The following is a 23,696-nucleotide window of genomic DNA, read 5'->3' on the forward strand; positions in this document are numbered from 1 at the left end:
ATATTACATATTTATGGAGGGGTTTTTTGCATGAGCACACCTAAAGACTTACGTTATTCTGAAGAACATGAATGGGTAAAAACAGAAGATGGAAAAGTACGTATTGGTATTACTCACTTCGCACAATCTGAATTAGGAGATATCGTTTTCGTTGAGCTTCCACAAGTTGGCGACGAAATCAAAACAGATGATCCATTCGGTAGCGTAGAATCAGTTAAAACTGTTTCTGAATTGTATGCACCAATCTCAGGTACTGTAGTTGAAGTAAATGCAGATTTAGAAGATAGCCCAGAATTCGTTAATGAATCACCATATGAAAAAGCATGGATGATCGTTGTGGAGCCTGCTGATGCATCAGAAGTTGAAAAACTAATGACAGCAGAGCAATACGAAGAAATGATCGCTGAATAAGACAAGCTATAATCGAAAAACGTCGGAAACTACCGGCGTTTTTTGTTATATAATGACTTATAAGTGGGTATGTCTAAATGGAGGTGGCGTAATGTTCGAGGGAAAATGCTTAATAGTAGAAGGACGCTCAGATAAGCTACAAATTGAGCCAATTTTAAATGAGAATGTTACAATACTATGTACGAATGGTACAATTGGTGTGCATCAATTAGAAGAGCTGCTCGATCCCTATGAGAGCTGTGAGCTATTTACTTTTTTTGATGCAGATACTTCAGGCGATAAGCTGCGTGCATTAATGGACAGACATTATCCAGAGGCAGAGCATTTACGTACAATGCCAACCTATAAGGAAGTAGAGACGACACCAAGAAAAGTGTTAGCGATGATATTACTGCGTGCACATTTTTCAATCCATAATGAATATATTTTGTAAGGTTGCGTGAGGAAATGGAAGAATGGTCAAAAGAGCAGTGGGAAACGGCTAAACAGTCGGGACAGAAAGCTGCATTTTATTTATATACACCGATGTGTGGAACGTGTGCAGTGGCATCTAAAATGATGGCCATTATTGAACAATTACTGCCACAGCTACCAATAGGTAAAGCGAATATAAATTTTTTAGAGCATGTTGCTGTTGAGCATCAAATTGAAAGTGTTCCGTGTTTACTTGTTAGTGATGGCGGAAAAGTGACAGATAAGATTTATGCTTTTCAATCCGTACCATTTTTATACGAATTGTTAAAAAAATCAATTGACTGAACTTTACTAGCGTGGTAAAGTATCAAATATATTACTAAAACATTAAATATATCGAACTCTTATAAAGAGTGGCGGAGGGAAGTGCCCTATGAAGCCCGGCAACCATCACAAAGTGAAAAGGTGCCAAATCACTCAAAGATTTTTCTTTGAAAGATGAGAGAACGGTTTAACGTTATTATACGTGACCCCTTCTACTTGTCTGTGAGTGAAGGGGTTTTCTATATGAGAAAAGGAGTATTCGCTATGATCCAGCTTCAAAATATTACGAAGAAGTACAAAACAGCAAATGGCGAATTAACGGCAGTCAAAGACGTCAACCTTACCATCAATAAAGGTGAAATTTTTGGCATTATCGGCTATAGTGGCGCTGGTAAGAGTACCATGATTCGTTTATTAAACGGTTTAGAGAAACCGACAACAGGAACAGTAACGGTGAACAGTCAAGAATTTTCATCGATTAAAGGGCAAAAGCTTAGAGCAGCTAGACAAAAGGTAAGTATGATTTTCCAACATTTCAATTTACTTTGGTCTAGAACAGTTGCCGAAAATATTGCATTTCCTCTAGAAATAGCAGGTGTTTCAAAGGCTCAACGTGAAGCACGAGTAAAGGAATTAATTGCACTTGTTGGTCTAGAGGGACGTGACAGGGCATATCCATCCCAGCTTTCTGGTGGACAAAAGCAGCGTGTAGGGATTGCCCGTGCATTAGCGAATAATCCAGAGGTTTTACTATGTGATGAGGCGACTTCCGCACTCGATCCTGAAACGACGGATGCCATTCTTGATTTACTCGTTGATATCAATGAACGTTTAGGCTTAACAATCGTTTTGATTACCCATGAAATGCATGTCATCCGCAAAATTTGTCATCGTGTAGCGGTCATGGAGGCAGGCGAAATAGTGGAACGTGGTGAGGTATTGCAAGTTTTCCAAGCACCACAAGCGGCTATTACTAAAAAATTCGTATCTCAGATTACGGATACAAAGGAAACACAGGATACGGTGGCACAAATCAAAACAAATTATCCAACTGGACAACTTGTCAAACTGATTTTTGTTGGTGAAAAGACCGAGCAGCCGGTTATCTCACATCTTGTGAAACAATTTGATGTAGAAGTAAGCATTGTTCATGGTAATATTTCGCAAACGAAAAACGGTGCATACGGTACACTGATTGTGCAAATTGATGGCTCGAAAACAAATGTGGCTGAAGCCCTTCGTTATTTAAATACAGTCGAAGTACAAACGGAGGTGATCGCAAATGCTAACTAATCTTTTTCCAAACGTAGACTGGGAAAATATGTGGCAAGCTATGTATGAAACATTGTACATGACGGCAATTTCTACAGTTGTCACATTTATTCTTGGGTTAGTCATTGGGATCGTTCTATTTTTAACAAGCCCTAATCAGCTATGGGCTAATAAAATGGTTAACTTTTTAACGGGTTCAATCGTTAATATTTTCCGCTCCATCCCATTTATCGTGTTAATTATTTTATTAATTCCATTTACGAAATTCTTACTTGGTACGATTCGGGGAGCAAATGCGGCATTACCTGCTCTAATTATTGGTGCAGCCCCGTTCTACGCTCGTATGGTATTGATTGCGTTACGTGAAATAGATAAAGGTGTCATTGAAGCAGCCCGTTCAATGGGGGCAAAAACATCCACAATTATTTGGAAAGTACTGATCCCTGAATCTTTACCAGCACTAATTTCAGGGATTACTGTAACGGCTGTTGCCCTCGTTGGTTATACTGCAATGGCAGGGATTATCGGTGCAGGTGGTCTTGGTAACTTAGCTTTCCTAGACGGCTTCCAACGAAACCGCCAAGATGTAACATTAATGGCAACTATTCTGATCTTAGTAGTTGTATTTATCATTCAATGGATTGGTGATCTCATAACGGTGAAGATCGATAAACGTTAGTAAGACTAAAAGAGGTTATTCCGGTTCTAACCGCTAACATATTTGAAACAAATAAAAGGGAGTGTCATAAATGAAAAAGTTATTAGCAGGATTATTTTTATCTATACTTGTACTAGCATTAGCAGCTTGTGGTACAGATAAAAAGGAAGATGCCAATTCAGCATCTGATCAAACAGATAGTAAAGACAATGTAACATTAAAAGTAGGTGCTTCTAATACACCACACGCAGTCATCCTAGATAAAGCAAAACCAATTTTAGCTAAAGAAGGCATCGACCTTGAAATTGAAACTTATACAGATTATGTTCTTCCAAACCAAGATCTAGATTCAAAAACACTTGATGCAAACTATTTCCAACATATTCCATACTTGGAGTTACAAATTAAAGATAATGGCTATGATTTCGTGAATGCTGGTGGCGTTCATATTGAACCAATCGGTATTTACTCAAAAAAATATAAAACTTTAGAAGATCTGCCTGAAGGCGCAACAATCTTACTTTCTAACTCAGTATCAGACCACGGTCGTATGCTATCATTACTGGAAGCTAAAGGCTTAATTAAATTAAAAGAAGGTATTGATAAAACGGCAGCAGAAATAAAGGATATTGAAGAAAATCCTAAAAACTTTAAATTTGATGCGAATACTGCACCAGAAATGCTTGTACAAATGTATGAAAATGATGAGGGCGATGCAGTACTTATCAACTCTAACTTTGCGATCGATAATGGTTTAAATCCAATCGAAGATGCTATTTCTCTTGAAGACAAAGAATCTCCGTATGTGAATATCATCGCAGTACGTGCAGGCGACGAAACAAGACCAGAAATTAAAAAATTATTAGAAGTATTAACTTCTAAAGAAATCCAAGACTTCATTTTAGAAGAATGGAAAGGTGCAGTAGTACCAGTACAATAATTCAAAGGGTAAGTGAGTGATCTAACTCACTTACTTTTTTATTAGCCCCCTCAAGTATCGCTTATTAATGGTACTTGAGGGGGTTATTTTTATTGCAATTATTAAAAAATGTTGATTTACCAATAATTAACATAATTTAGTGTTGATTTTTTTAGAGTTAGAAAGTAATTCTGAAATTATTTGTTAAATAGGATGAACATTATTGCACAAATATTATTAAATTACATAAAATGTAGGTGTTTATGAGTATATTTTATGATTGTTTAGAAATTGTTTAGTTATAATTAGTACTATATAAATGTTGATGAAGTTTTTTTGAGTTAAATTTATTTTTTTAATCTATTTTGACTAGAAAAATCATACGTAAGTATGTAGCGATGAAAGGAGTCTGTACAGTACGATGATGAGAAGTGACAAATTACTTTGCAGAATGCTTGCCATGAATAACTATGGTCAAACGAAGCTGTAACGAAAAGAACGATGACAATGGACTACTAGATTAGATAAAGGAGTAATTTTTTATGACAATTGAAACGACATCATTAAGCAAAGCTTTATCAAAAAAAATCCACACAAAAAAAGCTACAATTGGGGTTATTGGACTTGGCTATGTAGGGTTACCATTTGCAGTGGAAATGGTTCAAAGTGGGTTTCAGGTAATAGGCTTTGATAAAAACCAAGATAAAATCATGCAGTTACAAAATGGTCATAGTTATATCGCTGATCTACCTAAAGAAAATATACAGCAAATGATAAAGAGTAATCAATTTGAGCCAACGAATGATTTTTCTAAGCTTTCACAAGTGGATGTCGTTATGATTTGTGTGCCTACACCTACTACTGCAGAAGGAACTCCCGATATTTCATATATAAAAGAAGCAACACATACCATCGGACAATATATCAAGACGAATGGGTTAGTTATTCTTGAAAGCACAACGTATCCTGGGACAACAGAAGAAATTGTCCAGCCTATTTTAGAAAACTATGGTTTTGTGATTGGTCAAAATTTATTTTTAGCCTATTCACCAGAACGTGTGGATCCAGGAAATATCAACTTTTCCGTATCAAATACGCCTAAAGTGGTTGGTGGAATAACTGCAGCATGCTTAGAAGTATCAAAGATCTTTTATGAAACAGTCATTCATACCAATGTTTGTCCTGTTTCAAGCCCAAGAGTGGCTGAGATGGAGAAATTGCTGGAAAATACATTTCGTCAAATTAATATTGCCCTTGTCAACGAGTTAAGTCAGATTTGCTACAAAATGGATATCGATATTTGGGAAGTCATTCATGCAGCTTCTACAAAGCCATATGGTTTTATGCCATTTACACCTGGACCAGGAGTAGGAGGGCATTGTATTCCAGTCGATCCTAAATACTTATTGTGGGCAGGACAACAACACGGAATCTCAGCAACGCTAATTGAAGCGGCAGATAAAGTCAATGATTCCATGCCCCATTTTGTTGTGAACAGATTAGAAAACTACTTACGTCTACAAAGTAAAGAGCTGTGTAAGGCAAACATTGTTGTCATTGGCGTTACTTATAAGCCCAATATAAATGATTCACGTGAATCTCCAGCACTTCGTGTTATTCAACAACTACTAGAGAATCAGTGTCAGTTAAAGATTATCGATCCTTTTATTGAAACCTTTTCTGTAGAGCAAGCTCTTGTCAAGACGGACCTACTAACAGTAGAAATAATCCAACAGGCAGATGCAGTATTAATTTTAACGAATCATTCGGATATTGATTACTCTTTAATTGACCAACAGGCTTCTTTAATTTTTGATACACGAAATACCCATTTTCTGTTTAAAAATAAAAATTATTACAAATTATAAGGAGAATTCATGGGAAATGAAACAACTTAAACTATGTGGTCTGCTCATTCTACTGTTGTTAGCAGGCTGTCAATCTGCTCCTAAAGAAACGATTCACCCAGTTGATTCTACCATAGACGTCAAAAAATCTGATGGTACTATGAGTGACTTAATCAGTCATGCCAATATAGTTGTGCCAAAGGTTGCCTTAACATTTAATGGCTTCGCAGATAATGAAACGATGGAGTTACTACTGACAAAATTAGATGAATCGAATATGAAAGCAACCTTTTTTCTAGAGGGGATGCGTGTTGCTCAGGAGCCAGAGCTTGTTAAAGAAATATTAAAAAGGGGACATGAGGTGCAAAATGGTACATTGACATTTCCAGATGTATCAACTTTAGATTATGACCAAACGTATGAAGAAATCGTTTTAACCAATCAAATTTTTAAAGAGCATTTAGGTTATACACCACAATTTGTTCGCAGTCGCTCAGGTGATGTTACCGATAATATGCGCTTAGCAGCAGCAGCACTAAATATGAAGGCCGTTATTGGATTATCTATTAATCCACTTGATCGAAAAATGCAAAGTGCTCAGGAATTGATCGACTATATCGGCCAATATATTGATAGGGGCTCTATTATTCATCTCAACACATACATTAACCCTGCTATTATGGATGCCATTCCTTTATTAGCCCAATTAGCGAATGAACGGGAGTATACCTTTACTACTTTAAGTGATTTATTAGATGAGCGCTATTTAACAAAGTCTGTAGAAGAGATAGCTGGTTATGATGCTGTTAGCCCCAATTTAAATTATGAGCAGGTCAAGCCGAATTTATATTATCGGAAAGAGACGACTAAAAAGGAGATTGCGATTACTTTTGATGACTGGGCACATGAAAAAAGAGTAAAAGAAGTGTTGGATATTTTACGTAAATATGAAATCAAAAGCACCTTTTTCTTAATCGGTAGTGGCGTGGAGAAAAATCCACAATTAGCAAAGATGATTGTAGAGGAAGGTCATGAGGTAGCCAGTCATTCCTATTACCATCTAGATGTTACGAAAATGACACCCGAAGATTTACAGGATGATTTAGTAAAAGCACATAGGGCTTTGACCTATGCGCTACAAGAGCCACCTCTACTCTATTTTAGACCAGCACAAGGCATAATGGATGAGCGAACAGCCAAAATCATCACTGCTGCGGGCATTAAAACGATTGCTATGTATGATATAGCTTCTTTTGATTGGAATTTAGAGTATACAGCACAAGACATTTATGATCGAGTGATGTCTAGGGTCGGGCCAGGAAAGGTCATTGTCATGCACATTTTAGATGGAACTAATACGGTGGAAGCACTGCCACTCATCATTGAAAAGCTGCAACAAGATGGTTACAGCTTTAGTAAAATGTCGACTTGGATTGAAGAAGATTCAAATAGGGATGTGAATGAATGATGAAAACGAAAAAAGAGGTTTTAACCATACCACGCTCTGATCGTCGGATTTTATCAAATATTCCTGATCCCGAAAATGTACGGAGCCTTGTCAATCGGCGTGGCGCATCCTACCAGAAAGATGAAATTGATCCTGCCGATGTGAATGAAATTTATCGACTCCAACAACTAAGCTTACGCTATGAAACTCATTTTGAGGTGCAAATTAAACGAGCACGACGTCAAGTGAGTTCAGACAAATACTATGCGGAGGATATTTCAGTAACAGGTATCCTTGTTTACACGAATCAGCCCCATCATTTACTCATCGATGAAATTTTAACAATGAATTTTACAATACCAGGTGGAGCGATGCCTGAGGGCTATGAAGCTAAAGTAAAGTTAAAGGCTAAGGTTAAACGTTTTTTTACGAAAGAGGTAGATGGACAAATCCAGTATTACGTTGCCTGTGAATTTTTACAGCCTTTGAATGAATATATGACAAAAAAACGTTGGGGCATTTCTATTTTTATGGCCAGTTTATTTTTATTGGTTGTATCACTTATTGTCATGTTAATGCGAGCCGAAAGTGTGATTTACTTTAGGTTTAATAAATTTTTATATTTATATAGTATTATTGCGGCTACGTTTCTACTAAGTAGATATATATTTGGTATTTTCTATAAGAATGTACCAATCAATCCGAAGTTTGAACCAGGTGTATCGATTATTATCCCCGTGTTTAATGAGGAAGAATGGATTCATCGCACAATTTCAAGCTGTATCAATCAATATTATCCAGTAGATAAATTAGAAGTCATTGTTGTGGATGATTGTTCAACAGATCGTACGGAAGAAAAGGCAAAGGACATGATTGACCTTATTCATCAAGAGGGCCAGCGTTTTAGGACAAATGATCGCTTACAGTTTTATAAGCTGCCACAAAATGGAGGGAAACGGGAAGCGTTAGTAGCTGGTGTTCATCAAGCAAAGCATGATTTAGTTGTTTTTGTGGATTCAGATAGCTTTTTAGAGCCACATGCAATCCGCAATTTAGTACAGCCATTTCAAGATCCTAAAATGGGCGGTGTAGCTGGCCGAACTGAGGTTGAAAATAAATTTACGAATGCTCTAACGAAATTACAAACGGTCCGTTATTATATCGCCTTCCGCATTATGAAAGCGGCTGAATCATGGTTTGATACGGTTACTTGCTTATCTGGGCCATTAGCATGTTATCGAAAAGAGCTTATTTTAAAAAATGAAAAGGCCTGGCTCAATCAAAAATTTCTTGGTCAGCCAGCGACATTTGGTGATGATCGCAGTATGACTAACTATATTTTGAAAACGCATCGAACAGGTTATCAGGACAATGCCATTTGCTCAACGATCGTACCCTCTGACACAAAAGTTTTTTTATCACAGCAAATGAGATGGAAACGCTCTTGGCTAAGAGAATCATTACGAGCATTTTTATTTATGTGGAAAAAAGAACCGTTTATGTTCCTTTTCTTCATTATTGGTTTAATTGTGCCGATTGCTGCACCAATTGTCGTTGTTTATAACTTAATTTATGTACCACTGATGTATGGTATTTTTCCAACCACTTTTTTAATTGGCTTACTACTAATGGCCATGCTAATGAGTTTGGCTCATTTATTCTTTAGAAAAAGTAAATTATGGGGATTTGGCTTTATCTTTGTTCTCTATTATGAATTTATTTTGCTTTGGCAGATGCCAGTTGCTTGGGTGACGTTTTGGAAATCTACATGGGGGACAAGGGAGACACCTCAGGACATTCTCGCGAAAGAAAAGAAAATGGAAAAGCAAAAATTACGAAAATCCCGATTTTCGATGTTAAAAATTAGAAAAATGGGTGAGAAGGAATGAATGAGAGAAATATAGAACTCCAGCCAGCAAAAAAAAATCGTCGAAAAATCATCCGTTCAATCGTGCAATTAATCATTGTAGTTTTGTTAGCTGTTATTTTAATAAAAGCTGTATTTTTAACAGAGAAACGAACAGCTGAAACGGTACCATTAAACAATAAAGAGGGCTTTATTGCCCTTTCCTATTTCGGTGTGAGTAGAAATGATTCACCTAAATATGTGTCCAAAAAGAATTTAGAAGAACAATTAACATTGCTAGAAAAGCAAGGTTATCAAACCATTACGCAACAGGATATTTTAGATTTTTATCAAAAAGATAAACCATTGCCAGAAAAAGCATTGTATTTATCGTTTGAGGATGGACGAACAGACTCCAGTATTTTTGCTCAAAATATTATGGAAAAATTAAATTATAAGGCGACGATGTTTACGTATGCTAATAAAATGGATACGCGAGACAATAAATTTTTAAAGCCTAAAGATTTAAAGCTAATGGAACGAAGCGGTTATTGGGAGCTAGGATCTAATGGATATAGGCTAACCTATATTAATATTTTTAATGATAAGGGACAGTCTCTTGGTGTGATTGATGAAAATAATGTACCAAATAAAACAACGATAGAATACTATAACCACTATTTAATGGACTTTATTCGAAATCAATATATGATTCCAAGTGAAACACGATTAGAGATGGAAAAACGCATTCGCAAGGATTACACATTGATGGAGGAAATCTATCAACAGGAGTTTGGCGAAGTGCCGAAAGCCTATGCAATTATGCATGCCAACTCACTGTATAACAATATGGACCCACTTGTTCAGCATGTCAATGATAAGGAAATTAAAGACAAGTTTCGTATGCACTTCAATTTAGAGTTAGGTGCCTATAATGATCGAGAGGCAGATTTGTATAATTTAAATCGCTTGCAAGTCTCCCCCTATTGGTCAACCAATCATGTCATGATGAAAATCCGTCAAGCTAGTAAACAAAATGTTGAATTCAAAATAGGGGATCTTTCATTAGCACAGAAGTGGGATGTAATGAACGGTGCTGCTGAATTTGAAAACAATGAAGTTACGTTAACATCAGCACCATCAAGTGAAGGGAGAATTCTCTTTAAGGAAGCCTTACCCGAAAACTATCAGGCGCATTTTACTTTTAAGGGAAATGTTGTGGGTCAGCAAGCCTTCTATATTAATTACGATGAAAAAACGAATAGCTATTTGCGAGTTGCATTAGTAGATAATGAGATTGTGATTAGCGAAAAATTACCAGGAGCAGGAATTGTTGAAAAGCAGCATTTTCAGTTAAATGAAATAAAATGGAATGAAGAGGAATATGCCTTTAACAAAGCGACCGTTTATTCCTATCAAGATACACAAAATGGGTCACGGATTAATGACAAAGAATACCCAAGAAACTTAACGAAAAAAAGAGTATTTAACATTACCGTGAATAAGGATAAAATAGAAATAGATGTTGATAATGTATTATCCGAGACCGTTCAAATAAATCCATTGTTACAAGGGTCACAAATTGGATTTGGTGCATTGTACAGTAAAAAGGATACTTCACATGAACAGTATGCAGATGATATTTACGATACATTGATAGAGGATATATTAATTACAGACAGTAAAGATCAAACCATATTTACGAACCAATATACGAATTTTGAGAAGGTGAAGCATAAAACCATCACCATGTTTAATCATGTTGTGGATTTCTTTATTGATACCTTCTAAATCGGGGTGAAATTTGATTCAAGTGAAGAACTTTGTATTGTTTATATGTATAGCACTACTATTTATCACTGCTTGTAGTAATAGTAAAGAGCCACCAGCTGAAGCAAAGGTAGGAATAAAGGACAAGGAGAAGCTTCGATTGTCCATCTGGTTACCAGAATGGCAAAATAAATCTGCGATGGAGGATGTGAAAAATTCTCTAGATGGATTACAAGATATACGGGTTTTCGGTGCTTATTTTAATAGCAAAGATGAACTATTATTAACTGAAAATGCGATTGACATGCTACAACAAACGCAGCAACAATTTAATGATTCCCATCCTGTAATCCTAACGCTTATCAATGATTATGTAACAGATAATGCCCCTTCTGTTCAAAAGGACAGTACGCTTTTGCATAGACTCGTGCAGGATTCTTCTGCGAGGCAAAAGCATATCAATAATATTTTGCAAGTAGTCGATCAATACCAAGTGAGTGGCATTGAGATTGATTATGAAAAGGTAGCACAGAAAGACCTTCGAAACTACATTCTTTTTTTAAAAGAGCTGTACAAAGCTCTTTCAAAAAAGGATGTGACATTACATGTCGTTCTAGAGCCAAGTTTTCCATTTAATATGAAATTGCCAAATGGACCAATCTATACTGTCATGGCCTATAATGTTCATGGCTATCATAGTGGTCCAGGTGCGAAGGCCACTTACTCTTTTCTCAATGATTTAGTGAGAAAAGTGAAGAAGTCCAATCAGGATTTAGCGATTGCCTTTGCTACAGGAGGCTTTGATTGGGTAGCCGAAGGTCAAATTGTTGCTTTAACAGAGCTTGAGGCTGAACAACTATTAGCTGAAGCGAATGCAGTGAAGCAGCGTGATAAGGGGAGTGGGGCCGTTTATTTTACGTATGTAGATGATGACAATGTCAGTCATGAGGTTTGGTATGCAGATCAAGAAACACTTGAAAAATGGGTAAACTATATACAAAAAAGAAGCTATCATGACGTGGTGCTATGGCGTGCTGGAGGCTTAGGTGCAAGAACTTTACAATGGATCAGTGAGCAATCAATTGAATAGCATTCATGCAAAAAAATCGCCTTTTCAGGCGATTTTTTTCATAGTATTGAAAGTGAAAGGTGAAAAGGGCTTTTCGTTTTAGGAAACTTGCTTGCCGCTGTTGTGCAGAATAAAAGCAGTTGCCCCCTGTCACGCTATCCTACGGGAGTCAAGTAGTCTGCCACTCTCATCTGCAAAGTGATAAAGGTTGCACAAATAAAATGATGGTGTTCATTACTCATTTAATCGATGGCTGTTGGGACCAATACTTCTTCACATTGAAAATAATAGCCTATCCTTTTTCTAATAATAGGCTATGTTCCTTAAGTTAGTAAGAAAGACAAAATGCAGTATGGTTGATTAGAGTAGAGCCAGCGTCACTCCTAGGGATTAGCGTCACAGCGGAGACCTGGAGCGAACGCGGTGAGTGAAGCGGCTCATCGGATGCCCCTTGGAAAGGATGCTGGCGGAACGGAAATCAACCTCTCGCCTTGTCAAAAAGTCTTTCTCTGCTATTGACATCGCCTTTTTATTGGAATTGGGAAAGACGAGAAAAGAAATGTTTCACAAAATCTAAAAAGATTGCTTCAGATGGTGCGATTTCTCGATTTACGGGTGAGATAATGCCAACAGTTCTAGGTATTGTGGGTGATTCAATTGGAACCTTGACGGTAAATCGAGCGGCTGAATCATATAAGGAGCTTTCAGGTAATAGACTAACACCTATACCAGCAGCTACTAAACCTTTCAGTGCATCCAAATCCTCACCTTCTGAAATAACATTTGGTAAGAAGCCTGCAGCACGGCAAGCATCCATAGCTACTTTATGTAATATATAGCCATCTGGAAATAAGACAAATAAATCGTTTTTCAACTCTGCTAGCTGAATACTTTCCCTTTTAGCTAATGGGTGATTAGCGGGTAGTAGTGCGGCGATGTTCTCAGTGAACAGAATTGTGGACTGAATGGATTCGTCCTTAGGGGGTAATGGTCCCAAAAAGGCTAGGTTTAACTCCCGGTTTTTGACCGCATCAATTAAAAATCGATAAGATCCTTGACGTAGTTGGAATTGTAAATCGGGATATTCTCGTTTAAAGGCGGATATAACAGTAGGCAGAACATAGCTAGCCAAACTTGTTGGAAAGCCAATTTTAATAGAACCTTTGGCAGGATCCAAATATTCTTCTACTTGCTTTGCCGCAAAATCAATGGCCTTTAAGGCTGTAATGGTATGCTCAAGAAATGTTTTCCCAATGGGAGTTAATTTCACATTTCGACCAACGCGCTCGAACAACGGCGTGCCTAATTCATCTTCAAGGTTTGCGATTTGCCGACTGATGGCAGATTGGGCTACATGGAGATGCTCCGCGGCCTCTGAAATATGCTCCCGTTCAGCAACCTCTACAAAATAGCGTAATTGACGTAACTCCACAAACATTCACCTCTATTAATCTAAAAATAAGATTGATTTTACCTTAATTATATATTATTTAAGATGAAAAATGATTGTAAATGTCAAAATAATAATTAGAATATTATGTTATCTTGCGAGATGGATTTGGTTATTGAAGTCTAGAAGAAACTTTGCTTAAAATATCTTGTTTTTAATTGATTCCATTTTAATGAAATAGGTTATAGTATAGTTATGGTTGTTTATGCAAATTTGTCATAAAACCGCTACAATTAACACTTTCCAAGGGGTTTTCACTATGTAGCTAGATGAAATCTATTCTCAATTAGGGATATTTCATTGAAAATGAAGAAAGTCTATTCTCATTGTCTAGCTGAACTAGTAATAATCTGAAAATGCTTATAAATCCTTTGTTTTTCAATATTTTATTTGAGAAATGGGAAAGTAATTGAAATGGTTTGCATAGAGAACGATTTTCAGTTAAGATTAGAATGATAATAATTAAGGAATGGTTGACCCATTCACTGAACACTATGGAGGTATTTTCATGTCAACTTTAGTTATTAAAGATCTTCACGTTGCGATCGACGGGAAAGAGATTTTAAAAGGCGTAAATCTTACAATTAATACAAATGAAATTCACGCAATCATGGGACCAAACGGAACTGGTAAATCGACACTAGCTTCTGCAATTATGGGTCATCCTAAATATGAAGTCACTTCAGGTACTGTAGAGCTTGATGGCGAAGATGTACTTGAAATGGAAGTGGACGAGCGTGCTCAAGCTGGTTTATTCCTAGCAATGCAATATCCATCAGAAATTGCTGGTGTAACAAATGCTGATTTCTTACGTTCGGCGATTAATGCACGTCGTGAAGAAGGCGATGAAATTTCATTAATGAAATTTATTCGTGAATTAGATAAAAATATGGATTTCCTAGAAATGCATGAAGATATGGCTCAACGTTATTTAAATGAAGGTTTCTCTGGCGGTGAGAAAAAACGTAATGAGATTCTTCAATTAATGATGATTAAACCAACATTTGCAATTTTAGACGAAATTGACTCTGGACTTGATATTGATGCATTAAAAGTAGTATCAAAAGGCATTAACGCAATGCGCGGTGAAGGCTTTGGCTGCTTAATGATCACACACTATCAACGTCTATTAAACTACATTACTCCAGATCATGTACACGTAATGATGCAAGGACGTGTTGTAAAATCTGGTGGTGCAGAGCTTGCACAACGCTTAGAAGCAGAAGGCTATGATTGGATTAAAAAAGAATTAGGTATCGAAGAAGAAGCAGAAGAACAAGAAGCATAAGAAGGAGGACGAACTAGCATGACAGTGGAACTTAACTTGCCTGTAACAGTACAGGACGTGCGCTCGTTCTCAGAAGCAAATGGTGAACCAACTTGGTTTACAGAACTTCGCGCGGCAGCACTAGACAAAGTAACTGGTTTAGATTTGCCAAAACCAGATAGAACGAATATTACAAAATGGGATTTCATGGAATTCCCGCAATTGGCGGTTCATAGTGAGGCATTCTCTTCATTGGATGCTCTACCTGAAGAAGCAAAAGGGTTAATTGACCTTGAATCACAAGAAAACCTATATATCCAACGTAATAATACACCAGCGTACATTAAGACATCGCAAGAACTTATTGATAAAGGTGTTATTTTTACTGATATTTTCACAGCAGTCCGTGAACATGGTGAACTTGTTCAAAAATACTTTATGACAGAAGCTGTTAAAGTGGAGGAGCATAAGTTAACAGCACTTCATACAGCGCTTGTTAATGGTGGTGTGTTTGTATACGTACCAAAGAACGTAATCATTGAGCAACCACTTCAAGTTGTTTTCCTAAACGACAATGCAGAAGCTTCATTATACAACCACGTTTTAGTAGTAGCGGAAGCTAATTCTGCTGTAACTTATGTAGAAACATATATTTCAACAATTGAAGAGGCAAAAGGTCAAGCAAATATTATTGCTGAAGTCGTTGTCCAAGATAATGCACAAGTAACATATGGTGCAGTAGATGTACTTGCAAAAGGCTTTACGACATACGTAAATCGTCGTGCACGATTAGCACGTGATGCAAAAGTTGACTGGGCTCTTGGTTTGATGAATGACTCAGATACAATCTCTGAAAACATTACACATTTAATTGGTGACGGTTCTCATGCAGATACAAAAACAGTAGTAGTTGGTCGTGGAGAACAAAAACTTAACTTCACTACGGAGGTTCGTCACTGGGGTAAAAACTCTAACGGGCATATCTTAAAGCATGGTGTAATGAAAGATGCAGCTCAATCAATCTTTAACGGTATTGGCTATATCGAGCATGGTGCGACAAAAGCAGATGCACAACAAGAATCACGTGTATTAATGCTGTCAGAAAAAGCTCGTGGGGATGCAAACCCAATTTTATTAATTGATGAAGATGATGTAACAGCAGGACACGCAGCGTCTGTTGGTCGAGTAGATCCATTACAGCTTTATTATTTAATGAGCCGTGGTATCTCAAAAGCAGAGGCAGAGCGCCTTGTTATCCATGGATTCCTTGCGCCAGTTGTTACGCAATTACCAATTGAGGGCGTTCAAAAGCAACTGACGGAGGTTATTGAAAGGAAAGTTCGCTAATGATGAATAAAGACATTAAAAGCTATTTCCCAATTTTAAATCAGGATGTCAACGGTCATAGACTTGTTTATCTTGATAGTGCTGCAACGTCTCAAAAACCTGTTCAAGTGATTGAAGCTATTAAAGCATATTATGAATTTGATAATTCTAATGTTCACCGTGGCGTGCATACATTAGGAAATCGTGCAACAGATAAATATGAAGGTGCACGTGAAAAAGTTCGTAAGTTTATCAATGCACAATCAACGCAGGAAATTATATTTACACGTGGCACAACAACGGCTTTAAATACGGTGGCGTCAAGTTATGGGCGTGCTAATGTCGTGGAGGGTGATGAAATTGTTATTACCCATATGGAGCACCACTCCAATATTATTCCTTGGCAACAGCTGGCTAAAGAGAAAAATGCAACATTGAAATACATTGAGCTAGAAGCAGATGGTACTATTAGTCTGGAGAAAGTTCGTGCAACAGTCACACCTAAAACGAAAATCGTTTCTGTTTCTATGGCGTCAAACGTCCTTGGAACAATAAATCCAATTAAAGAAATTGCTCAAATTGCACATGCTAATGGTGCGGTTATGGTAGCCGATGGTGCACAAGCTGCCCCACATATGAAAATCGATGTGCAAGATTTGGATGTGGATTTCCTCGGATTCTCAGGGCATAAAATGTGCGGACCAACTGGAATAGGTGTACTATATGGTAAAAAGGAACACCTTGAAAAGATGGAGCCAATTGAGTTTGGTGGCGAAATGATTGATTTTGTCGGGCTTTATGATTCAACGTGGAAGGAATTACCGTGGAAATTTGAAGGTGGAACGCCTATTATTGCAGGTGCAATAGGTTTAGGTGCCGCTATTGATTTCTTAACTGACATTGGGCTAGATAATATTGCAGCACATGAGCATAAGCTTGTAGGCTACGCAATGGATCAGCTTGAGACAATTGACGGTTTGAAAATTTTCGGTCCACGTGATCCAATGAAGCGTTGTGGATTGGTGACATTTAACTTAGATGATGTACATCCACATGATGTTGCAACGGTGCTTGACATGAATGGGATTGCTGTTCGTGCAGGACATCATTGTGCACAGCCACTAATGAAATGTCTTCAGCAAGTAGCAACAGCGCGTGCAAGCTTCTATCTGTACAATACAGAAGAGGATATTGACCGTTTAGTTGCAGGGTTACGTTCTGCGAAGGAGTATTTTGGAGATGTCTTTTAATAATTTAGATCAACTATATCGTTCAGTCATTATGGATCACTATAAAAATCCTCGTAATAAAGGATCTTTACAAGAGGATGCTGTAACGATTGATATGAACAATCCAACATGTGGCGACCGCATTCACTTAACATTAAAAGTGACTGACGGTATCGTAGAGGATGCAAAATTTGACGGCGAAGGCTGCTCTATTTCCATGTCCTCTGCATCGATGATGACACAGCTCATCAAAGGGAAAAAGGTTGAAGAAGCAATAGAGCTTTCAGATATTTTTTCTAAGATGATGATGGGGGAAGAGTATAGCGATAAATACGACCTTGAGGATGTAGAAGCACTGCAAGGTGTTTCACAATTTCCTGCACGAATTAAATGTGCGACATTAGCTTGGAAAGCAATGGAAAAAGGCGTGAAATAAATCTTACATCCTTGTTGCTTGGATGAAAGCGACATGGCTTTCATCCAAGACAAGGGTTGAATACCTGGAGAAAATACATCTCAGTGAACGGAGGAGAAACGATGGCTAAAAAAATGCCTGATATCGGCGATTACAAATACGGATTCCATGACAAGGACGTATCAATTTTCCGTTCAAAACGTGGTTTAACTGAAGAAATCGTCCGTGAAATTTCAAATATGAAACAAGAGCCAGAGTGGATGCTTGAGTACCGCTTAAAAGCACTTGAAACATTTTATACAAAACCAATGCCACAATGGGGTGGCGATCTTGGAGATTTAGATTTTGATGAAATTACGTACTACGTAAAACCATCAGAAGCTACACAACGATCATGGGATGAAGTACCTGATGAAATCAAAGCTACATTTGATAAATTAGGTATTCCAGAAGCAGAACAAAAATATCTTGCTGGTGTATCAGCACAATATGAGTCTGAGGTAGTTTATCACAACATGAAAAAAGACCTTGAAGATCTTGGTATTGTGTTCAAAGATACTGACTCAGCTTTACGTGAAAACGAAGATATTTTCAAACAATATTGGGGCAAAGTAATTCCTTACACGGACAATAAATTTGCTGCATTAAACTCAGCTGTATGGTCAGGTGGATCATTTATCTATGTACCACCAGGTGTAAAAGTAGAAACACCATTACAAGCTTACTTCCGTATTAACTCTGAAAACATGGGTCAATTCGAACGTACATTAATTATCGTGGACGAGGGTGCACACGTACATTATGTTGAAGGTTGTACAGCACCTGTTTATACAACAAACTCTTTACACTCTGCAGTTGTAGAAATTGTTGTACGTAAAGATGCTTATTGCCGTTATACAACGATTCAAAACTGGGCGAATAACGTTTACAATCTTGTAACGAAACGTACAGTTGTTGAAGAAAACGGTACAATGGAATGGATTGATGGTAACATCGGTTCTAAGTTAACAATGAAATACCCAGCATGTATCCTGAAAGGTGAAGGTGCTCGTGGTATGACATTATCCATTGCATTAGCAGGTAAAGGACAGCACCAACATGCTGGCGCAAAAATGATCCATATGGCACCAAACACATCTTCAACAATCGTATCGAAATCGATTGCTAAACAAGGTGGTAAGGTAACTTATATGGGACAAGTTCGTTTTGGTCCTAAAGCTAGTGGTGCACGTGCGAACATCGAATGTGACACACTGATCATGGACAATCAATCGACTTCTGATACAATTCCGTACAACGAGATCTTAAATGATAATGTTTCTTTAGAGCATGAAGCAAAAGTTTCAAAAGTATCTGAAGAGCAATTATTCTACTTAATGTCTCGCGGAATTTCTGAAGAAGAAGCGACAGAAATGATTGTAATGGGCTTCATCGAGCCATTCACAAAAGAACTACCAATGGAATACGCAGTAGAAATGAACCGTCTGATTAAATTCGAGATGGAAGGTTCTATCGGGTAATTAACTTACCACCCCTAGTCACAGTAAAACTTGTGACTAGGGGTTTTTTATGATCTGATATATCAGATCGAAAATGGATTTTTGTAATATATTAAAATAATACTGGATTTTTGGATGAATACATACTAAAATGATAATGAGAATCAATATCAATTGAAAAGTAGGAGCTGATAAAATAATTTCATGTTCAATGCTTCAATATGCCAGATGACATAGCTATTTGTCATAACGATAACAATTTAAAGGAGATTATTGTCAATGAAAAAGAAGTTTCTATTTATTAGTGTCATCGCATTATTTATGCTGATCCTAGCTGCATGTGGTGAGAAAAAGACTACGGAAGAGGAAACATCCACAGATACGCCAAAAGAAGAAGCAACGCAAACAAAAGATGAATCTACAAATGAAGATGGTACGAGAACAATTGAATATCTTGGTGAAAGCTATGAAGTACCAGAAAAGGTCGAAAGAATTGTGGTAACAGGTGCTATGGAAGCGATGGAGGATATGGTTGTTCTTGATGTTCATCCAGTAGGAGCTATTGCTATTGGTGGCAAATTCCCTGAGCTATATGCTTCTGTAACAGACAAAGCAGAATCAATTGGTGAGAAAATCAAACCAAATTTTGAAAAAATATTAGAATTAGATCCTGATGTCATTTTAGGTTCAACAAAGTTCCCAGAAGAAGTACAAAGTAAATTAGAGAAAATCGCTCCTACTATTTTAGTGTCACATATATCGACGAACTGGGAGTCTAATTTAAACTTATTAGCTGAATTAACAGGTAAGCAAGCAGATGCAGAGAAAATCTTAGCTACATATAAGGCAGATATTGAAGCTGCTAAAACGACGTTAACTGAGAAACTACAAGATAAAAAAGTAGCTGCTGTTCGTATTCGTGGTGGACAGGCTTATGTTTATCCAAAAGAAGTATTTTTAAATGCTGTTCTTTATGGAGAACTCGGTTTAGCAGTGCCTGATGAAGTTGCGAAAGCAAAAGCACAAGAAGCCATTTCTGTGGAACAACTGGCAGATATGAACCCTGATTATTTATTTGTACAGTTTTCAACAGATGAAAATGCGGATGCACCAAATGCTTTAGAAGACTTTAAAAACAATCCAATCATCCAAAATATTAATGCCTTTAAAAATGACCAAGTGTTTGTCAATGTACTTGATCCATTAATGGAAGGTGGCCCAGCTTATAGCCGAATTAAGTTTTTAGAGGCTATCCAACAAAATCTTGTGAAATAATAGGTAGCCGAATTAAGTAGCATGAGTTCAAGGGTATATGGACTCATGCTTTTTCTTTTGCATATAAGAGACAAATCTTCATTTTGAATGTACAAAAGAATGCGATATTTTTTACATGATGTTTATTTCTAGTATCATACTGTGTGCTATGATTATGTACATAGAGGAGGGTGTCACATGATTGTAGTTGGATTAACTGGTTGGGGCGATCACCCTTCACTTTCTAGTGGAGTGACTACCTCAAAAGATAAATTATTTGATTATACAGGTCATTTTTTAACGGTCGAAGTCGATACGTCTTTTTACGCCATCCCGTCCAAGGAGCATGTTCGTAAATGGTGTGAGGATACACCCGAAAATTTTCGTTTTGTTGTAAAGGCCTACCAAGGTATGACTGGCCATTTGCGTGGTGATATACCTTTTGAAACAAAAAATGATATGTTCAATGCTTTTATCGAATGTGCGAATGAATTTAAACGTTATGGAAAGCTAGCAATGGTATTAGCACAATTTCCACCGTGGTTTGATTGCCAGGCAAAAAATGTACAATATTTATTGTATATACGGAAGCAGCTCAAGGATTTTGAAGTAGCTATTGAGTTTCGAAATCAAACATGGTATGCAGAAAATGTCGTACAGCAGACGATGGATTTTTTACGTGAACATCAATTTATTCATACGATTTGTGATGAACCACAGGCTGGTGTAGGTTCAGTCCCCTTCTATCCTGTAGTGACGGCGAGTAAAGCACTTATCCGTATCCATGGGCGCAATATCCATGGATGGCGCAACACAGGGAATGCTGAAAATTGGCGTAAAGTTCGCTTTTTATATGATTATAATAAAGAAGAATTACAACAGCTTGGGCATAGCATGCAAAAGCTTGAAAAAGAGGTCAATGAACTCTTCGTATTATTTAATAATAATTCAGGTAATCATGCAGCGAAAAATGCAAAGGAGCTACAAGACATGTTGGATATTAAAGATGTTGGACTAGCGCCTAAACAATTAAACATGTTTGAAGGGGAACTATAATGGAATTTATTTTATTAGTTATCATTGCACTATTGGCGGGTCTAATTGGCTCATTGGTTGGGCTAGGTGGTGGTATCGTTTTAGTACCAGCAACCTTATATATTGGTTTAAATCTAGGAATGATTCCAGATATTACGCCTCAAAAAGTAGTGGGTTTATCAGTTGTTATGATGATCTTTACAGGGCTAGCCTCCACATTAAGCTATATGAAATCCAAAACGGTGGATTATAAAAGTGGCTTTATATTTTTTCTTGGAAGTATTCCAGGAACGATTCTTGGAGCTTGGGTCAATAAAGGATTAGACTTACCATCCTTCAATTTATATTTTGGTATTCTGCTTATTATTTTATCAATCATTTTGCTTGTCCGTGACAAGTTGAAGCCAGTAAAATGGTTTGTGAAAAATGGTACGCAACAAGAATTTACAGACTCTGAGGGCAATACCTTTATATATGGCTATCCTATTTGGTTTGCCTTTATATTAACATTTGGTATTGGCTTTGCTTCTGGGCTGTTCGGCATTGGTGGTGGCTCGATGATTGTACCAGCAATGATTATTTTGTTTTTATTTCCACCACATGTCGCAGTGGCAACATCGATGTTTATGGTGTTTTTAACGTCCATTGTAAATTCCTCAAGCCATATTTACTTCGGACATGTGCCGTGGCTCTATACAATCCCTGTTATTCCAGGGGCCTATATTGGGGCAAAATTGGGGGCGGCATTAAATAAAAGAATTAAATCAGATACGCTTGTACTCGCCCTAAGGATTATTTTATTATTATTAGGAATTCGTTCCATTATAGAAGGCATATTAGCTTAATTTGAAATGAGGTGGCTTTAATGCTTGAAAAAATCCATATTTTTCACACAAATGATTTGCATAGTCATTTTAAGTATTGGCCACGTATGCAAAGCTATGTGAAAGAGATGCGTAACAATCTAGCGGCAATAGGGGAAACAAGCTATTTATTTGATGTTGGAGATCACTTAGACCGTTCTAATATTTATACAGAGGCGACGGTTGGGAGAGGCAATGTACAATTACTTAATGAGGCAGGTTATGATGTAGTGACAATCGGTAACAACGAAGGCATTACATTGTCACATGAAGAGCTCTTCCATTTATATGATGATGCCAATTTTGAAGTTGTGGTGGCGAATGTCTATGCCTCTCAAGGGGAAAAGCCATCTTGGATGAAGCCCTATGTTATTTTAACAACAGAAACAGGTACAAAAATAGGTGTAATTGCTGCTACAGCCATGTTTGAAGTGTATTATCAAGAATTAAATTGGCATATGGATGATGCCCGCAGTACATTGCTACGTCTAGCACATCAACTACGTAAAGAGGTTGACATTGTTGTGTGCTTGTCACATTTAGGCATTACAGAGGATGAGCTCTTAGCGGAAGAATGTCCCGAAATTGATGTGATATTCGGGTCCCATACACATCATGTCTTGCCAACTGGCAAACATATCAATGGTGTTTTACTGACAGGTGGAGGGAAATTTGGCCAATATACAGGTCATCTTGTCATAGAATATGATAAAAAAATGAGGAAAATTGTTGAAAAAGAGGATACTTTAATTCATAATAAGGATTTGCCAATTGTTAATAATGAACAGAAAATGGTACAGTTTTGGGAGGATGAAGGTAACAGAATACTGGATACACCAGTCTTTACAACAAATAAATCCTATAACAAGGAATGGTTCCATTACTCACAGCTATCAGATTTATTTGCACATGCCATTTTGGAAAAAAGCGGTGCCGACTGTGCATTGTTCAATGCAGGTATCTTTTTAGATGGTTTACCGAAGGGCACTGTAACTGCGCTAGATTTGCATCGAATTTTTCCACATCCTATTAATTTATGTACAATTGAATTATCCGTTGCAGAAATGAAAGAAATTTATATGCAATCCAAAAATGAAGAGTGGCCCTATATCGAATTAAAAGGTTTAGGGTTTAGAGGCGTTATTTTTGGGAAAATGTTGACATACGGATTTTCAATGAATGACAATCGCCAATTATTGATTAATGGCAAGCTAGCGGATCACGATCATATTTATAAACTTGTGACGTTAGATTTATTTACATTTGGTTATTTTTATCCAAGCTTTAAATATGCGAAGAAACAATATATTTTACCTGAATTTTTACGAAACATTATGATAGATTATGGTCAAAGATTCTTTAAACAATAGAGAGAGTTTAA

General features: G+C 37.1%; 21 protein-coding genes and 1 riboswitch. Of the genes, 20 read left to right on the forward strand and 1 reads right to left on the reverse strand.

What is annotated here, in order from left to right; genetic code table 11:
* Positions 1 to 30 precede the first annotated feature (30 nt).
* From gcvH to MHI34_RS12275, 11 genes are all read left to right on the forward strand, one after another.
* The gene (gene gcvH / locus MHI34_RS12225; RefSeq protein WP_036119635.1) at positions 31 to 411 is read left to right on the forward strand and encodes a glycine cleavage system protein GcvH; all 381 of its coding nucleotides are present in this window, start codon (positions 31 to 33) and stop codon (positions 409 to 411) included.
* A 91-nt stretch (positions 412 to 502) separates the two neighbouring features.
* Positions 503 to 844 carry a TOPRIM domain-containing protein gene (locus MHI34_RS12230; RefSeq protein ID WP_036119638.1) on the forward strand — a complete coding sequence of 114 codons (342 nt, stop codon included), beginning with the start codon at positions 503 to 505 and terminating at the stop codon, positions 842 to 844.
* A gap of 14 nt (positions 845 to 858) precedes the next feature.
* Positions 859 to 1,170 carry a thioredoxin family protein gene (locus tag MHI34_RS12235; protein ID WP_036119641.1) on the forward strand — a complete coding sequence of 104 codons (312 nt, stop codon included), beginning with the start codon at positions 859 to 861 and terminating at the stop codon, positions 1,168 to 1,170.
* A 56-nt stretch (positions 1,171 to 1,226) separates the two neighbouring features.
* Positions 1,227 to 1,330, forward strand: a riboswitch (SAM riboswitch).
* A gap of 83 nt (positions 1,331 to 1,413) precedes the next feature.
* A complete protein-coding gene (locus MHI34_RS12240) occupies positions 1,414 to 2,442 on the forward strand; it encodes a methionine ABC transporter ATP-binding protein (protein WP_036119655.1) in 1,029 nt (342 codons plus the stop codon).
* Complete coding sequence (locus MHI34_RS12245) at positions 2,432 to 3,100, forward strand: methionine ABC transporter permease (protein ID WP_036119643.1); 669 nt, start codon at positions 2,432 to 2,434, stop codon at positions 3,098 to 3,100. Before MHI34_RS12240 ends, MHI34_RS12245 begins: the two co-directional genes overlap by 11 nt.
* Before the next feature lie 70 nt (positions 3,101 to 3,170).
* Complete coding sequence (locus MHI34_RS12250; RefSeq protein WP_036119645.1) at positions 3,171 to 4,019, forward strand: MetQ/NlpA family ABC transporter substrate-binding protein; 849 nt, start codon at positions 3,171 to 3,173, stop codon at positions 4,017 to 4,019.
* 521 nt (positions 4,020 to 4,540) lie between these two features.
* Complete coding sequence (locus tag MHI34_RS12255) at positions 4,541 to 5,866, forward strand: nucleotide sugar dehydrogenase (RefSeq protein ID WP_342503493.1); 1,326 nt, start codon at positions 4,541 to 4,543, stop codon at positions 5,864 to 5,866.
* 16 nt (positions 5,867 to 5,882) lie between these two features.
* A complete protein-coding gene (locus MHI34_RS12260) occupies positions 5,883 to 7,313 on the forward strand; it encodes a polysaccharide deacetylase family protein (protein WP_330493982.1) in 1,431 nt (476 codons plus the stop codon).
* Positions 7,310 to 9,181: a glycosyltransferase gene (locus MHI34_RS12265; protein WP_342503494.1), complete on the forward strand. Its 1,872-nt coding sequence runs from the start codon at positions 7,310 to 7,312 to the stop codon at positions 9,179 to 9,181. The genes MHI34_RS12260 and MHI34_RS12265 overlap by 4 nt, the downstream gene beginning before the upstream one ends.
* Positions 9,178 to 10,929 carry a polysaccharide deacetylase family protein gene (locus MHI34_RS12270; RefSeq protein WP_342503495.1) on the forward strand — a complete coding sequence of 584 codons (1,752 nt, stop codon included), beginning with the start codon at positions 9,178 to 9,180 and terminating at the stop codon, positions 10,927 to 10,929. Before MHI34_RS12265 ends, MHI34_RS12270 begins: the two co-directional genes overlap by 4 nt.
* Positions 10,930 to 10,951: 22 nt before the next feature.
* Positions 10,952 to 11,998 carry a glycosyl hydrolase family 18 protein gene (locus MHI34_RS12275; RefSeq protein WP_342504466.1) on the forward strand — a complete coding sequence of 349 codons (1,047 nt, stop codon included), beginning with the start codon at positions 10,952 to 10,954 and terminating at the stop codon, positions 11,996 to 11,998.
* A 508-nt stretch (positions 11,999 to 12,506) separates the two neighbouring features.
* Here the strand turns inward: MHI34_RS12275 and MHI34_RS12280 are convergent.
* On the reverse strand, positions 12,507 to 13,409 hold the full coding sequence (locus MHI34_RS12280) for a LysR family transcriptional regulator (RefSeq protein ID WP_036119678.1): 903 nt from the start codon (positions 13,407 to 13,409) through the stop codon (positions 12,507 to 12,509).
* 520 nt (positions 13,410 to 13,929) lie between these two features.
* On the opposite strand from MHI34_RS12280, the gene sufC reads away from it, so the two are divergent.
* The 9 genes from sufC to MHI34_RS12325 all read left to right on the forward strand — a co-directional run bounded on the left by sufC (position 13,930) and on the right by MHI34_RS12325 (position 23,685).
* Positions 13,930 to 14,715, forward strand: coding sequence for a Fe-S cluster assembly ATPase SufC (gene sufC / locus MHI34_RS12285; protein ID WP_089934132.1), 786 nt, complete (start codon positions 13,930 to 13,932; stop codon positions 14,713 to 14,715).
* 18 nt (positions 14,716 to 14,733) lie between these two features.
* A complete protein-coding gene (gene sufD / locus MHI34_RS12290; RefSeq protein ID WP_036119683.1) occupies positions 14,734 to 16,041 on the forward strand; it encodes a Fe-S cluster assembly protein SufD in 1,308 nt (435 codons plus the stop codon).
* Positions 16,041 to 17,270 (forward strand): cysteine desulfurase, encoded by a 1,230-nt coding sequence (locus tag MHI34_RS12295; protein ID WP_058844830.1) that lies wholly within the window; start codon positions 16,041 to 16,043, stop codon positions 17,268 to 17,270. The genes sufD and MHI34_RS12295 overlap by 1 nt, the downstream gene beginning before the upstream one ends.
* A complete protein-coding gene (gene sufU, locus MHI34_RS12300) occupies positions 17,260 to 17,685 on the forward strand; it encodes a Fe-S cluster assembly sulfur transfer protein SufU (RefSeq protein ID WP_058844831.1) in 426 nt (141 codons plus the stop codon). Before MHI34_RS12295 ends, sufU begins: the two co-directional genes overlap by 11 nt.
* 101 nt (positions 17,686 to 17,786) lie before the next feature.
* The gene (sufB, locus tag MHI34_RS12305) at positions 17,787 to 19,184 is read left to right on the forward strand and encodes a Fe-S cluster assembly protein SufB (RefSeq protein ID WP_036119701.1); all 1,398 of its coding nucleotides are present in this window, start codon (positions 17,787 to 17,789) and stop codon (positions 19,182 to 19,184) included.
* A gap of 258 nt (positions 19,185 to 19,442) precedes the next feature.
* Positions 19,443 to 20,438 carry an ABC transporter substrate-binding protein gene (locus tag MHI34_RS12310; protein ID WP_340811977.1) on the forward strand — a complete coding sequence of 332 codons (996 nt, stop codon included), beginning with the start codon at positions 19,443 to 19,445 and terminating at the stop codon, positions 20,436 to 20,438.
* A 177-nt stretch (positions 20,439 to 20,615) separates the two neighbouring features.
* On the forward strand, positions 20,616 to 21,473 hold the full coding sequence (locus tag MHI34_RS12315; protein WP_342503496.1) for a DUF72 domain-containing protein: 858 nt from the start codon (positions 20,616 to 20,618) through the stop codon (positions 21,471 to 21,473).
* On the forward strand, positions 21,473 to 22,297 hold the full coding sequence (locus MHI34_RS12320; protein WP_058844834.1) for a sulfite exporter TauE/SafE family protein: 825 nt from the start codon (positions 21,473 to 21,475) through the stop codon (positions 22,295 to 22,297). The genes MHI34_RS12315 and MHI34_RS12320 overlap by 1 nt, the downstream gene beginning before the upstream one ends.
* A gap of 20 nt (positions 22,298 to 22,317) precedes the next feature.
* Positions 22,318 to 23,685 (forward strand): bifunctional UDP-sugar hydrolase/5'-nucleotidase, encoded by a 1,368-nt coding sequence (locus MHI34_RS12325; RefSeq protein WP_058844835.1) that lies wholly within the window; start codon positions 22,318 to 22,320, stop codon positions 23,683 to 23,685.
* Positions 23,686 to 23,696 lie beyond the last annotated feature (11 nt).

The sequence above is a fragment of the Lysinibacillus sp. FSL L8-0126 genome, from assembly GCF_038630385.1.
GTDB lineage: Bacteria > Bacillota > Bacilli > Bacillales_A > Planococcaceae > Lysinibacillus > Lysinibacillus fusiformis_D.